This window comes from Pseudomonas sp. D1-36 (genome assembly GCF_051132205.1).
Lineage (GTDB): Bacteria > Pseudomonadota > Gammaproteobacteria > Pseudomonadales > Pseudomonadaceae > Aquipseudomonas.
The window spans coordinates 1,797,693-1,811,517 of the sequence record NZ_CP071674.1 but is presented as its reverse complement, the minus strand read 5'-3'; the positions used below and the strand labels follow the sequence as shown (position 1 = coordinate 1,811,517).

At 62.5% G+C, this 13,825-nt stretch carries 12 protein-coding genes; 7 read left to right on the top strand and 5 right to left on the bottom strand.

Going from position 1 to position 13,825, the window contains the following annotated elements:
- Positions 1 to 27: 27 nt before the first annotated feature.
- Genes J3P76_RS08240 through J3P76_RS08225 form a run of 4 tightly spaced genes read left to right on the top strand, consistent with a single transcriptional unit; the run spans position 28 to position 3,499 of the window.
- A complete protein-coding gene (locus tag J3P76_RS08240; protein ID WP_434606998.1) occupies positions 28 to 957 on the top strand; it encodes a metal ABC transporter substrate-binding protein in 930 nt (309 codons plus the stop codon).
- Entirely contained in the window at positions 954 to 1,706 is a 753-nt protein-coding gene (locus tag J3P76_RS08235; RefSeq protein WP_434701729.1) for a metal ABC transporter ATP-binding protein, read from the top strand. The genes J3P76_RS08240 and J3P76_RS08235 overlap by 4 nt, the downstream gene beginning before the upstream one ends.
- Positions 1,706 to 2,605, top strand: a complete 900-nt coding sequence (locus tag J3P76_RS08230) for a metal ABC transporter permease (protein ID WP_434607003.1) — start codon at positions 1,706 to 1,708, stop codon at positions 2,603 to 2,605. The genes J3P76_RS08235 and J3P76_RS08230 overlap by 1 nt, the downstream gene beginning before the upstream one ends.
- Positions 2,606 to 3,499: a metal ABC transporter substrate-binding protein gene (locus J3P76_RS08225; RefSeq protein WP_434676069.1), complete on the top strand. Its 894-nt coding sequence runs from the start codon at positions 2,606 to 2,608 to the stop codon at positions 3,497 to 3,499.
- A 129-nt stretch (positions 3,500 to 3,628) separates the two neighbouring features.
- Here the strand turns inward: J3P76_RS08225 and prpF are convergent, their stop codons facing one another.
- The 5 genes from prpF to J3P76_RS08200 form a co-directional block, all read right to left on the bottom strand.
- A complete protein-coding gene (gene prpF, locus J3P76_RS08220) occupies positions 3,629 to 4,819 on the bottom strand; it encodes a 2-methylaconitate cis-trans isomerase PrpF (protein ID WP_434559920.1) in 1,191 nt (396 codons plus the stop codon).
- A gap of 53 nt (positions 4,820 to 4,872) precedes the next feature.
- Positions 4,873 to 7,464 (bottom strand): Fe/S-dependent 2-methylisocitrate dehydratase AcnD, encoded by a 2,592-nt coding sequence (gene acnD, locus J3P76_RS08215; protein ID WP_434559922.1) that lies wholly within the window; start codon positions 7,462 to 7,464, stop codon positions 4,873 to 4,875.
- A gap of 204 nt (positions 7,465 to 7,668) precedes the next feature.
- Positions 7,669 to 8,796: a bifunctional 2-methylcitrate synthase/citrate synthase gene (gene prpC / locus J3P76_RS08210; RefSeq protein ID WP_434676067.1), complete on the bottom strand. Its 1,128-nt coding sequence runs from the start codon at positions 8,794 to 8,796 to the stop codon at positions 7,669 to 7,671.
- Positions 8,797 to 8,836: 40 nt separating this feature from the next.
- Positions 8,837 to 9,721: a methylisocitrate lyase gene (prpB, locus tag J3P76_RS08205; protein WP_030137801.1), complete on the bottom strand. Its 885-nt coding sequence runs from the start codon at positions 9,719 to 9,721 to the stop codon at positions 8,837 to 8,839.
- Complete coding sequence (locus J3P76_RS08200) at positions 9,718 to 10,431, bottom strand: GntR family transcriptional regulator (protein WP_420767249.1); 714 nt, start codon at positions 10,429 to 10,431, stop codon at positions 9,718 to 9,720. Before J3P76_RS08200 ends, prpB begins: the two co-directional genes overlap by 4 nt.
- A gap of 277 nt (positions 10,432 to 10,708) precedes the next feature.
- On the opposite strand from J3P76_RS08200, the gene J3P76_RS08195 reads away from it, so the two are divergent.
- Genes J3P76_RS08195 through J3P76_RS08185 form a run of 3 tightly spaced genes read left to right on the top strand, consistent with a single transcriptional unit; the run spans position 10,709 to position 13,769 of the window.
- On the top strand, positions 10,709 to 11,245 hold the full coding sequence (locus tag J3P76_RS08195; protein WP_434701728.1) for an ATP-dependent zinc protease family protein: 537 nt from the start codon (positions 10,709 to 10,711) through the stop codon (positions 11,243 to 11,245).
- Between the two features lie 5 nt (positions 11,246 to 11,250).
- Positions 11,251 to 12,783, top strand: a complete 1,533-nt coding sequence (locus tag J3P76_RS08190) for an inactive transglutaminase family protein (RefSeq protein ID WP_420767247.1) — start codon at positions 11,251 to 11,253, stop codon at positions 12,781 to 12,783.
- Complete coding sequence (locus tag J3P76_RS08185) at positions 12,783 to 13,769, top strand: alpha-L-glutamate ligase-like protein (protein ID WP_039593716.1); 987 nt, start codon at positions 12,783 to 12,785, stop codon at positions 13,767 to 13,769. The genes J3P76_RS08190 and J3P76_RS08185 overlap by 1 nt, the downstream gene beginning before the upstream one ends.
- Positions 13,770 to 13,825 lie beyond the last annotated feature (56 nt).

The window sequence follows — 13,825 nt, the reverse complement described above, 5'->3', positions numbered from 1 at the left end:
CCTCATCCAAGAGAAGACCGCTTGCCCATGTCTATCGCCTCTCCACGCCGCCCGTTCCTGTGCCTGCTGTTGCTTGGCCTGCTGGCCTGCCTGCTCGCCCCGATGGCCAGCGCCGAAACGTCCAAGCGCCTGCGCATCGGCATCACCTTGCACCCTTACTACAGTTACGTGGCGAACATCGTCGGTGACAAGGCCGAAGTGGTGCCGTTGATCCCGGCCGGATTCAATCCCCACGCCTATGAACCCAGGGCCGAAGACATCAAGCGCATCAGCGGTCTGGATGTGATCGTGCTCAACGGCGTCGGCCATGACGATTTTGCCGACCGCATGATCGCCGCCAGCGAAACACCAGACGTGAAGGTCATCGAAGCCAACGAAAACGTGCCCTTGCTGGCCGCCACCGGCACTGCCGCCAGGGGCGCGGGCAAAGTCGTCAACCCGCATACGTTCCTGTCCATCAGCGCGTCCATTGCCCAGGTCAACAACATCGCCCGGGAGCTGGGCAAGCTCGACCCCGATAACGCCAAGACCTACACGCAAAACGCTCGCGCCTACGGCAAGCGCCTGCGGCAGATGCGTGCGGACGCCCTGGCCAAGCTGACCCAGGCGCCGAACGCCGAGTTGCGGGTCGCGACTGTACATGCCGCCTACGATTACCTGCTGCGCGAATTCGGCCTGGAAGTGACCGCCGTGGTCGAGCCGGCCCACGGTATCGAGCCGAGCCCCAGCCAGTTGAAAAAGACCATCGATCAGTTGCGCGAACTGGATGTGAAAGTGATCTTTTCGGAGATGGATTTTCCCTCCACCTACGTCGACACCATTCAACGTGAATCAGGCGTAAAGCTGTACCCGCTTTCGCACATTTCCTACGGTGAATACAGCGCCGAGAAATACGAAAAGGAGATGACCGGCAACCTCGACACCGTGGTCCGGGCGATCCAGGAGTCCGGCGCATGACCGTGCAGCAAACCCTTATCCAGCCAAAGGCCGGCCCGCTGATCGAGTTCATCGACATCAGCCTCGAGCTGGGGCGCACCACGATTCTCGACAACGTGGGCTTGCTGATACAACCTGGCAGCGTCCATGCCCTGGTCGGCCCCAACGGCGGCGGTAAGAGTTCCCTGATCAAGACCCTGCTCGGACAAATGCCGCACAAGGGGCGCCTGAGCTTGCAGTGGCCAGGTGAGCCCGGCGTCATCGGCTATGTGCCCCAGGCCCTTGAGTTCGATCGTGGCCTGCCCATGACGGTGGACGATTTCATGGCCGCGATGTGTCAACGGCGCCCGGCCTTTCTCGGCTTGAGCAAGCATTACACCGGTGCCATCGGCCAGGCCCTGGAGCGGGTCGGCATGCAGGATAAGCGCAAGCGCCGGATGGGCGCGCTGTCCGGCGGTGAGCGCCAGCGGGTATTGCTCGCCCAGGGCTTGATCCCTTCACCGCAACTGCTGGTCCTGGACGAACCGATGTCAGCCCTCGACGAGGCCGGCATCCAGGTGTTCGAGCGGTTGCTGCAGGACTGGCGCCAGGCCGGGATCACCGTGCTGTGGATCGAGCATGACCTGGACGCCGTCGGGCGGCTGGCCGACCGGGTCACGGGCCTCAATCGCCGGGTACTGTTCGACGGCCCGCCACGCCAGACCCTGACCCCGGAGCGACTGCTCACGCTGTTTTCCACCCATCCACGCACCAACGGGAGCGCGGCCTGATGAGTTACGAAGCCTTTCGCTTGATGGTCCAGGGCTGGGCCTCGTCCGGCTATCTGCCCGAAGCGCTGGCCTATGGGTTTGTGGTCAACGCATTGTTGGCCGGGTTGTTGATCGGCCCGGTGCTTGGCGGCCTCGGTACGCTGGTGGTGGTCAAGCGCTTCGCGTTTTTTTCCGAAGCCGTGGGCCATGCGGCGCTGACTGGCGTGGCCGTCGGCATCCTGCTCGGCGAACCCTACACCGGGCCATACGGAAGCCTGTTCGGCTATTGCCTGCTGTTCGGCATCCTGCTCAATTACCTGCGCAACCGAACCGGCCTGTCGCCGGACACCCTGATTGGCGTCTTCCTTTCGGTGTCCCTGGCCCTGGGTGCAAGCCTGCTGTTGATCCTGGCGGGCAAGATCAACGTACACATCTTGGAGAACGTGCTGTTCGGTTCCGTGCTGACGGTCAACGGCAACGACTTGCTGGTGCTGGCGGTGGTCGGTTCACTGGTGATGGCGCTGGCGTTGCCACTGTACAACCGCATCATGCTCGCCAGCTTCAATCCGCAACTGGCGGCGGTGCGCGGGGTGGCGGTCAAGGCCCTGGACTACCTGTTCGTGATCTTGGTGACATTGATTACCGTGGCGGCGGTGAAAGTCATTGGCGCCATTCTGGTGGGGGCGCTGCTGGTGATCCCGGCGGCTGCCGCGCGCCTGCTCAGCCAATCGTTGAAAGGCTTCTTCTGGTGTTCGGTACTGATCGCCACCGTCAGCACGTTGTGCGGGATTCTCGCGCCGATCGTCTTCGACCTGCCGATCCCGTCCGGTGCCGCGATCATTCTGGTGGCCGGCATCGCCTTCGCCCTGAGCGCCATCGCCCGTGGCATCGTCCCCAGCCTCAAAGGGAATCTTGGATAAATGGTTTTTTCATTGCGACAACTGACCCTGGCCGTCGCGTTGTGCGGCGTGGCCGTCACTTCATCATTCGCCGCCGAAAAGGTCCGTCTGCTGGCGTCGTTGCCGGTCACCTACGGGTTGGGCGAGGCCTTGCTCAAGGGCACCGAGGTCAGCCTGGAGCGGGCCGCGCCCGCCAATCTGCCTGGCACCCGCCAGAATGCCTATTTCAGCGGCCGTGGCGCGCCGGCCCTGGGCAAACTGGCCAGTGATGCCGATGCCGTGATCGGCCTGCGCTCGTTATGGCCGGACGATCCGCTGTACCCCATGGCCCGACGCAGCAACATCCGCATCGTCGAAGTCGACGCGGCCCGCCCGGTGGACGGCGCCCTGCCCGGTATCGCCGTGCAACCGGGGATGGCTGACGGTTTGGCGAGCCAGCCATGGATGGCCAGCCCCAACCTGGGGCGGATGGCCGACGTGATCGCCGCCGACCTGGTGCGCCTGGCCCCAAACGACAAAGCGAAAATCGACGCCAACCTGGCGGCCCTCAAGCAACGCCTGCTCAAGCTCAGCGCCGACAGCGAAAAACGTCTCGCCAGTGCCGATAACCTGAGCGTAGTCAGCCTGAGTGAGCATTTTGGTTACTTGATCAGCGGGTTGAATCTGGATGGCATCAGTACTGACGCCCGGCCCGACGCCGAGTGGACGCCCGAGGCCTTGAAGCAATTGATCACAACGTTGAAAGACAATGACGTGGCGCTGGTGCTGCATCATCGCCAGCCGTCGGAAGCTGTGAAAGCGGCCATTACCGAGGGCGGCAGTCAGTTGCTGGTACTGAGCACCGATGGCGCCGACCCGGTGGCGGAGTTGGAAACTAATGTGGGGGTGGTCGTCACGGCATTGATGGGAGGCTAACCACAGCCACGATGGGAGCGAGCCTGCTCGCGAGAAGCGGTGTGTCAACCAACATAGATGCTGGATGTGCCGGCCTCATCGCGAGCAGGCTCGCTCCCACAGGTCTTGGGTTATGTCTGAAGGAACCCGTTAAAAAACATCCCCGGGCACCCGCACGAACCCTTCCATCAATACCCGCGCGCTGCGGCTCATGATGGCTTTTTTCACAGTCCATTCGCCGTCGACCTGGCTGGCCTCGGCGCCGACACGCAAGGTGCCGGACGGGTGGCCGAAACGCACGGCGTTGCGCTCGATACCGCCGGCGGCCAGATTCACCAGGGTGCCGGAAATCGCGGCGGCGGTGCCGATGGCGACGGCGGCGGTGCCCATCATGGCGTGGTGCAGCTTGCCCATGGACAACGCCCGCACTAGCAAATCGACGTCGCCCGCCGCCACGGCTTTCCCGCTGGACGAAAGGTAATCCGCTGGCGGCGCGACAAACGCGACTTTGGGGGTGTGCTGGCGCTGAGCCGCTTCGTCCAGATGCTTGATCAACCCCATGCGCAAGGCACCGTGGGCGCGGATGGTTTCGAACATCGCCAGCGCCTTCGGATCGCCGTTGATGGCGCCCTGCAATTCAGTACCGGTGTACCCGATATCCCGGGCATTGATGAAAATCGTCGGGATGCCTGCGTTGATCAGCGTCGCCTTCAAGGTACCAACACCGGGCACTTCCAAGTCGTCCACCAAGTTCCCGGTCGGGAACATCGAGCCGCCACCGCCCTCCTCCTCGGCAGCCGGGTCCATGAACTCCAGCTGTACTTCAGCCGCCGGAAAGGTCACGCCGTCGAGTTCGAAGTCGCCGGTTTCCTGCACCGCGCCGTCGGTGATCGGCACATGGGCGATGATGGTCTTGCCGATGTTGGCCTGCCAGATCCGCACCACGGCCACACCGTTTTGCGGAATCCGGGCCGGCTCCACCAAGCCACTGCTGATGGCAAACGACCCCACCGCCGCCGACAGGTTGCCGCAGTTGCCGCTCCAGTCCACGAAAGGCTTGTCGATGGACACCTGGCCGAACAGATAGTCGACATCGTGGTCGGCCCGGGTGCTCTTGGACAGGATTACCGTCTTGCTGGTGCTGGACGTCGCGCCGCCCATGCCATCGATCTGTTTTTCGTACGGGTCGGGGCTGCCGATCACCCGCAGCAACAGGGCATCCCGGACCGGGCCAGGGACTCGGGCGGCTTCGGGCAGGTCTGGCAGGCTGAAGAACACGCCTTTGCTGGTGCCGCCACGCATGTAGGTCGCGGGGATCTTGATTTGAGGCGAGTGAGCCATGTGCTCCAACTCCTTAAAAACGGGCGGCCGGAAAAACCGGCCACCCAGGCGATTTAAACGGCCACCGCCGACTCGAGGAAGTCCTGGGCAAAGCGCTGCAACACGCCCCCGGCTTCGTAGATCGACACTTCCTCGGCGGTATCGAGGCGGCAGGTCACCGGCACTTCGACGCGCTCGCCGTTCTTGCGGGTGATGACCAACGTCAACGTCGCGCGCGGGGTGCGCTCGCCGATCACGTCGTATATTTCGCTGCCGTCGATGCCCAGGGTCTTGCGATCTGTACCGGGCTTGAACTCCAGCGGCAACACGCCCATGCCCACCAGATTGGTGCGATGGATGCGCTCGAAGCCTTCGGCAACGATCGCCTCGACACCGGCCAGACGCACCCCCTTGGCCGCCCAGTCCCGCGACGATCCCTGGCCGTAGTCGGCGCCAGCGACGATGATCAACGGCTGCTTGCGTTCCATGTAGGTCTCGATGGCTTCCCACATGCGCATGACCTTGCCTTCCGGCTCGACCCGGGCCAGGGAGCCCTGCTTGACCTTGCCGTTTTCAACGACCATTTCGTTGAACAGTTTCGGGTTGGCGAAGGTCGCGCGCTGCGCGGTCAGGTGGTCGCCGCGGTGGGTCGCGTAAGAGTTGAAGTCCTCTTCCGGCAGGCCCATTTTTGCCAGGTACTCACCGGCGGCGCTGTCCAACATGATGGCGTTGGATGGCGACAGGTGATCGGTGGTGATGTTGTCCGGCAGCACCGCCAGCGGGCGCATGCCCTGCAGCGGCCGCGCACCGGCCAATGCACCTTCCCAATAAGGCGGGCGACGGATGTAGGTGCTTTGCGGGCGCCAGTCGTACAGCGGCGTGACTTTCGGGCCGGTGTCTTCCTGGATGGCGAACATCGGGATGTAGACCTGGCGGAACTGCTCCGGCTTCACCGCCGCCTTGACCACGGCTTCGATTTCTTCGTCGCTTGGCCAGATGTCCTTGAGGCGGATTTCGCGACCGTCCACCACGCCCAGCACATCCTTCTCGATGTCGAAGCGAATGGTCCCGGCGATGGCATAAGCAACCACCAGCGGCGGCGAGGCCAAAAACGCCTGCTTGGCGTACGGGTGGATACGCCCGTCGAAGTTGCGGTTGCCCGACAGCACGGCGGTGGCGTACAGGTCGCGGTCGATGATTTCCTGTTGGATCACCGGGTCCAACGCGCCGGACATGCCGTTGCAGGTGGTGCAGGCAAACGCCACCACGCCGAAGCCCAGCTTCTCGAGCTCGGGCGTAAGGCCGGCTTCATCCAGGTACAGCGCCACGGTTTTAGAGCCCGGTGCCAGGGATGACTTGACCCACGGCTTGCGGGCCAGGCCCAGGCGGTTGGCGTTGCGCGCCAGCAGGCCTGCGGCGATCACGTTGCGCGGGTTGCTGGTGTTGGTGCAACTGGTGATCGCGGCGATGATCACCGCGCCGTCGGGCATTTGCCCAGGCACGTCGTCCCACTGGCCGGAGATGCCTTTGGCGGCCAGATCCGACACCGCGACACGGGCGTGGGGGTTGCTCGGGCCGGCCATGTTGCGCACGACCGAAGAAAGATCGAACGTCAGGCCACGCTCGTATTGCGCGCCCTTGAGGCTGTCTGCCCACAGGCCAATGGTCTTGGCGTAGTGTTCGACCAGCTGCACTTGCTGGTCTTCGCGCCCAGTGAGCTTCAGGTAGTCGATCGTCTGCTGATCGATATGGAACATTGCCGCCGTGGCGCCGTACTCAGGGGCCATGTTGGAGATGGTCGCCCGGTCGCCCAAGGTCAGCGCGCTGGCGCCTTCGCCGTAAAACTCCAGCCATGCGCCCACGACTTTTTGTTTACGCAGGAATTCAGTCAGCGCCAGCACCATGTCGGTGGCGGTGATGCCCGGTTGCAGCTTGCCGGTCAGCTCGACGCCGACAATTTCCGGCAAGCGCATCCACGAGGCGCGGCCAAGCATGACGCTTTCTGCTTCCAAGCCACCAACGCCGATGGCAATCACGCCCAGTGCATCGACGTGGGGCGTGTGGCTGTCGGTGCCGACGCACGTGTCCGGGAAGGCCACGCCGTCCCGCTGCTGGATCACCGGCGACATTTTCTCCAGGTTGATCTGGTGCATGATCCCGTTGCCCGGCGGAATCACATCGACGTTCTTGAAAGCTTTCTTGGTCCAGTTGATGAAGTGAAAGCGGTCTTCGTTGCGGCGGTCTTCGATGGCGCGGTTCTTGGCGAAGGCCTGGGGATCGAAACCGGCGCTCTCGACCGCCAGGGAGTGGTCAACAATCAGCTGGGTCGGCACCACCGGGTTGACTTGCGCCGGGTCGCCGCCCTGCTGGGCAATGGCGTCGCGCAAACCGGCCAAGTCCACCAGGGCGGTCTGGCCGAGAATGTCATGGCACACCACCCGCGCCGGAAACCATGGGAAGTCCAGGTCGCGCTTGCGCTCGATCAGTTGCAGCAGCGATTCACGCAGCGTGGCCGGGTCGCAGCGGCGCACGAGATTCTCCGCCAATACGCGAGAGGTGTACGGCAAGCCATCGTAGGCGCCGGGGCGGATGGCCTCCACGGCCGCGCGAACATCGAAATAATCCAGCGAAGTGCCAGGCAGCGGTTTGCGAAATTCTGTGTTCATCGTCAGGACTCGGGTCACGGTGGTTTCAGAAGGGTTGGCGCAGCTACTGAAGTGAACATGTTCCCTTGTGGGGGCGAGCCTGCTCGCGATTGCGGTGTGTCAGCCAACATTGATGCTGCTGACCCGACGCCATCGCGAGCAGGCTCGCTCCCACAGGGTTGTGGGTTTATCCAGTTCCCCAGTTCCTGCGGCTAGCCCTCCAGCTCAGCGTTGTTCGATTGGCACGAACTTGCGCTGTTCGACGCCGGTGTATTCGGCGCTCGGTCGGATGATGCGGTTGTTGGCGCGTTGTTCGAACACGTGGGCGGCCCAGCCGGTCAGGCGCGAGCAGACGAAGATCGGCGTGAACAGCTTGGTCGGGATGCCCATGAAGTGGTACGCCGAGGCATGGTAGAAATCGGCGTTGGGAAACAGTTTCTTCTGCTCCCACATGGTCTTGTCGATGGCTTCGGAAACCGGGAACAGCACCGTGTCGCCCACTTCATCGGCAAGTTTTTTCGACCAACCCTTGATGACCTCGTTGCGCGGGTCGTTGTCCTTATAGATCGCGTGGCCGAAGCCCATGATCTTGTCCTTGCGCGCCAGCATGCCGAGGGTGCCTTCGATGGCATCCTGGGGTGAGCTGAAGCGCTCGATCATTTCCATCGCCGCCTCGTTGGCGCCGCCATGCAACGGGCCGCGCAACGAGCCGATGGCGGCCGTGATGCAAGAGAACAGGTCCGACAGCGTGGAGGCGCAGACGCGGGCGGTGAAGGTCGAGGCGTTGAATTCGTGCTCGGCGTAGAGAATCAGCGACACGTTCATCACCTTGACGTGCAGCTCGCTCGGCTTCTTACCGTGCAATAGATGCAGGAAGTGGCCGCCAATGGACACTTCGTCAGTTACGCATTCGATGCGCTGACCTTCGTGGCTGAAGCGATACCAGTAGCACATGATCGCCGGGAACGCCGCGAGCAGGCGGTCGGTCTTGTCGTGCTGTTGGGAGAAATCGTGCTCGGGCTCAAGGTTGCCGAGAAACGAGCAACCGGTGCGCATCACGTCCATCGGGTGGGCGTCGGCGGGAATGCGCTCCAGCACTTCTTTCAAGGCTTGGGGCAAGTCGCGCAATTGGCGCAATTTACCGGTGTAGGCGTCCAGCTGTGCCTGGGTCGGCAGCTCGCCGTACAGCAGCAGGTAGGCCACTTCTTCAAATTGCGCATCCGCCGCCAGGTCGCGGACGTCGTAGCCGCGATAGGTCAGCCCGGCGCCCGACTGGCCTACGGTGGATAGGGCAGTTTGCCCAGCTACCTGGCCACGGAGCCCGGCGCCACTGAGTACTTTTGCTTCGGCCATGTTCTGTCTCCATTTTCTTGAATTTGTAGGGAGTCGCGCCTTACTTCTTCGCCGCGAACAGCGCATCGAGCTTCTGCTCGAAGGTGTGGTAGTCGATGCGATCGTAAAGCTCCATGCGGGTCTGCATGGTGTCGATGACATTCTGTTGCGTGCCGTCGCGACGGATGGCGGTGTAGACGTTTTCGGCCGCCTTGTTCATGGCCCGGAAGGCCGACAGCGGGTAGAGCACCAGGGACACGTCGGCCCCGGCGAGTTGTTCGGTGGTGTAGAGCGGGGTCGCGCCGAATTCGGTGATGTTGGCCAGGATCGGCGCTTTCACGCGGCTGGCGAACAGCTTGTACATTTCAAGTTCGGTGATGGCTTCGGGGAAAATCATGTCGGCGCCGGCCTCGATGCATGCGGCGGCGCGGTCCAGGGCCGATTCCAAGCCTTCCACCGCCAGAGCGTCGGTACGGGCCATGATCACGAAGCTGTCATCGGTGCGGGCATCGACGGCGGCCTTGATGCGGTCGACCATTTCCTGCTGCGAGACGATTTCCTTGTTCGGGCGATGGCCGCAGCGCTTGGCGCCGACCTGGTCCTCGATATGAATCGCCGCCGCGCCAAACTTGATCATCGACTTGACCGTGCGCGCCACGTTGAACGCCGAGGAACCGAAACCGGTGTCCACGTCCACCAGCAACGGCAAGTCGCAAACATCGGTGATGCGGCGCACGTCGGTCAGCACGTCATCCAGACCGGTGATGCCCAGGTCCGGCACGCCGAGAGAGCCGGCTGCCACGCCGCCACCCGATAGGTAGATCGCCTTGAAACCGGCGCGCTTGGCCAGCAGCGCGTGGTTGGCGTTGATCGTGCCGACCACTTGCAGCGGATGCTCGCTGGCGACCGCATCGCGGAATCGCTGGCCTGGAGTGCTGTTGCTCATGACTCACCTCGTTCAGTGGCGGCGCTGTCCTGGAAATGACGCGCAATGTTGCGTTTGGACGCGCCGATGTGCCGGCGCATCAATAATTCAGCCAGTTCGCCGTCACGGTCGGCGATGGCATCGAGAATCCGATGGTGCTCGGCAAAAGCCTGGCGCGGACGGTTGGGCGTGGTGGAGAACTGGATGCGGTACATGCGCACCAGTTGGTACAACTCGCCGCAGAGCATCTGCGTCAGGGTGCGATTGCCGCTGCCCTGGATAATCCGATAGTGGAAGTCGAAGTCGCCTTCCTGCTGGTAATAGCCGACACCGGCCTGGAACGCCGCATCGCGCTCGTGGGTTTCCAGGACCCGGCGCAGTTCGTCGATTTCCTCCAGGGTCATGCGCTGCGCCGCGAGGCGACAGGCCATGCCCTCCAGGGACTCGCGAATTTCATAGAGCTCCAGCAGCTCGGCATGGCTCAGCGAGACCACTCGTGCCCCGACATGGGGGATGCGCACCAGCAGGCGCTGGCCTTCGAGGCGATGGATCGCCTCGCGCAGCGGCCCACGGCTGATGCCGTAGGTACGGGCCAGTTCGGGCTCGGAGATCTTGCTGCCCGGGGCGATCTCGCCCTTGACGATGGCAGCCTGGATGCGTCGAAAAACGTTCTCGGACAAGGTCTCGACATCGTCTTGGACGAGGACCGGCGTTTCGAGCTGATCGAGCATATTGTCGACACCTTTAAAATCAATACGGCAAAAACTAAACGTATAACCCTCAAACGTCAAAGCAAAAAACCATATTGTCGACAATCGTCTAATAACGCGTGCTGACATAACTTGCCGCTTCGAAGTATCGTAGCCCCCGGCCAGCGGTGGCGTCAGAAAACCACCGTGCTAGAATGCCGCCGCATTTGCCACTCTTCTATATAGAGAAGGCACCTAGGGAGCTTGTGCAGTAATGCCAGGGCCTGAACCGAAAACGGAACGCTGCGCACCAGGATTTATGACACTCAAGCCCTTATCCGCTGCCTTTTGCTTCATGTGCCTGCCGGGGCTCGCCGCGGCGGGGGAAAAAACCGTGTACGGCCTCAACGAATATGCGGCGCTGCAGGGCATTGACCTGGAGGTTGCCGCCAAGCTGGACACCGGTGCCAAGACGGCCTCGCTCAGTGCCCGCGACATCAAGCGCTTCAAGCGCAACGGCGAATCCTGGGTGCGCTTTTACCTGGCGATCGACGCCGCCCATTCGCACCCCATCGAACGCCCGCTGGCCCGGGTCAGCAAGATCAAGCGCCGCGCCGGTGACTACGACCCCGAAGAAGGCAAGAAGTACACGGCCCGGCCGGTCATCGAACTGGACATCTGCATGGGCTCGGTCCTGCGCAGCATCGAAGTGAACCTGACCGACCGCAGCGCCTTTCAATACCCGTTGCTGATCGGCTCCGAGGCGCTTAAACGCTTCGACGCGCTGGTCGACCCCAGTCTCAAATACGCAGCCGGCAAACCCGCCTGCGCCAATGCCGCTCACACCGCAGAGTAATTCCAATGCGCTCCCTTACCCTCCATTTGAAAATGCTGATCGCCATCCTAGTGGTGCTGGGCCTGTCGGTAACGGCCTATCAGATTTTCGTGCTCGGCATCCCGGTGACCGAAGACGCCACCGATGACCTCTGGAATATCGATGCCAAGGTCGAGTTCGTGCCCAACGCCAAGGATCCGGTGAAGATCCAGATGTTCGTGCCCCCCTTGAGCCGCGACTATGTGAGCCTCAACGAGAGCTTCATTTCCAATAATTACGGCGTGGCGGTGAACCGGGTCGACGGCAACCGCAAGGTGACGTGGTCGGCCCGTCGCGCCAAGGGCAACCAGACCCTCTATTACCGCTTGGTGCTGACCAAGCGCTACAGCGCCGAGAAAACCAAGGTCAAGGGCCCGACCTTCCGCGACAGCATTGCCGTCGAAGGGCCGGAAAAACTCGCCGCCGAAGCACTGCTCGCGCCGATCCGCCAGCATTCGGCCGACGTCGAGACCTTCATCAGCGAAGCGATCAAGCGGGTCAACAACCTCAATGACGACAACGTCAAGCTGTTGCTGGCCGGTGATCCTTCGTCGGCCAACAAGGCACGCATCGTTGAATTGGTGCTGTCCATTGCCCACGTGCCGGTGGAAAAGGTCCACACCATCCGGCTGGTGGCTGACCAACCGCAGACACCCGAGCTGTGGCTGCGCAGTTTCAACGGCACCGATTGGCTGTATTTCAACCCGGATACCGGCGAGCAAGGCCTGCCCACCGACCGTTTGCTGTGGTGGACCGGCGATGAGAACCTGATCACCGTCGATGGCGGCAAGAAAGCGACCGTCACCTTCAGCATGAACAACAGCGAAATGAACGCCATTCGCCTGGCCAAGCTGACGGATGAGAACACCGACGCCAACTTCCTCGAATATTCCCTGTACGGCCTGCCGCTGCAGACCCAGCAAACCTTCATGATCATGGTGATGATCCCGATTGGCGTGCTGGTGATCCTGGTGCTGCGCAACCTGATCGGCCTGCAAACCCTGGGGACCTTCACCCCGGTGCTGATCGCCCTCGCCTTCCGCGAAACCCAACTGGGTTTCGGCATCATACTGTTCACGGTGATCACCACGCTGGGCCTGTCGCTGCGTTCGTACCTGGAGCACCTCAAGCTGCAAATGCTGCCGAGGCTCTCCGTGGTGCTGACGTTCGTGGTGGTGCTGATCGCCGCCATCAGCCTGTTCAGCCATAAGTTGGGCCTGGAACGCGGCTTGTCAGTGGCGCTGTTCCCGATGGTGATCCTGACCATGACCATCGAACGCCTGTCCATCACTTGGGAAGAACGCGGCGCCGGCCACGCGATGAAAGTCGCCATCGGCACCTTGTTCGCCGCGTCGCTGGCGCACCTGATCATGAGTGTTCCTGAGCTGGTGTACTTCGTGTTCACCTTCCCGGCGATCCTGCTGATCCTGGTGGGCTTCATGCTGGCCATGGGTCGCTATCGCGGCTATCGCCTGACCGAGCTGGTTCGGTTCAAGGCCTTCGTCAAGGCTGACTCCTGATGTTCGGCCTCTGGAAGACCTGGAAAGCCCTGGAAGCCCGGGGCATCATGGGCATCAACCGGCGTAACGCCGACTACGTGCTCAAGTACAACAAGCGCAGCCTGTACCCCATCGTCGATGACAAGATCATCACCAAGGAACGGGCTATCGCCGCCGGCATTCATGTGCCGGAGCTGTACGGGGTGATCTCCACCGAGAAGGAAATCGACAAGCTCGACGAGATCATCGGCGGGCGCACCGACTTCGTGATCAAGCCGGCCCAGGGCGCCGGCGGCGATGGCATCATCGTCATCGCCGATCGCTTCGAAGGCCGCTACCGCACCGTGTCCGGCAAGATCATCAGCCACGAGGAAATCGAGCACCACGTCTCGAGCATCCTCACCGGCCTGTATTCCTTGGGTGGGCACCGTGACCGGGCGCTGATCGAGTACCGCGTGACGCCGGACCAGATCTTCAAGAGCATCAGCTACGAAGGCGTGCCGGACATCCGCATCATCGTGTTGATGGGCTACCCGGTGATGGCCATGCTGCGCTTGCCGACCCGTCAGTCCGGCGGCAAGGCCAACCTGCACCAGGGCGCCATCGGCGTCGGCGTCGACCTCGCCACCGGCCTCACCCTGCGCGGCACCTGGCTGAACAACATCATCACCAAGCACCCCGACACCACCAACGCGGTGGATGGCGTGCAGTTGCCCTACTGGGACGGCTTCATGAAACTGGCCGCCGGTTGCTATGAACTGTGCGGGCTGGGCTACATCGGCGTAGACATGGTGCTGGACCAGGAAAAAGGGCCGTTGATCCTCGAACTGAACGCCCGCCCCGGGCTGAACATCCAGATTGCCAACGACTGCGGGCTGACCCTGCGCACCCATGCCGTGGAAGCACGCCTGGAAGAGCTCAAGGCCCGAGGCGTGATCGAAACCGTGGAAGAGCGCGTGGCGTTTGCCCAGGAATTGTTTGGGCACATTCCGCCGGTAGAGGGGTGAAGCTGAGGATGAAAACCGAAGCTGAAGGTTGAACCCTGTGGCGAGGGAGCTTGCTC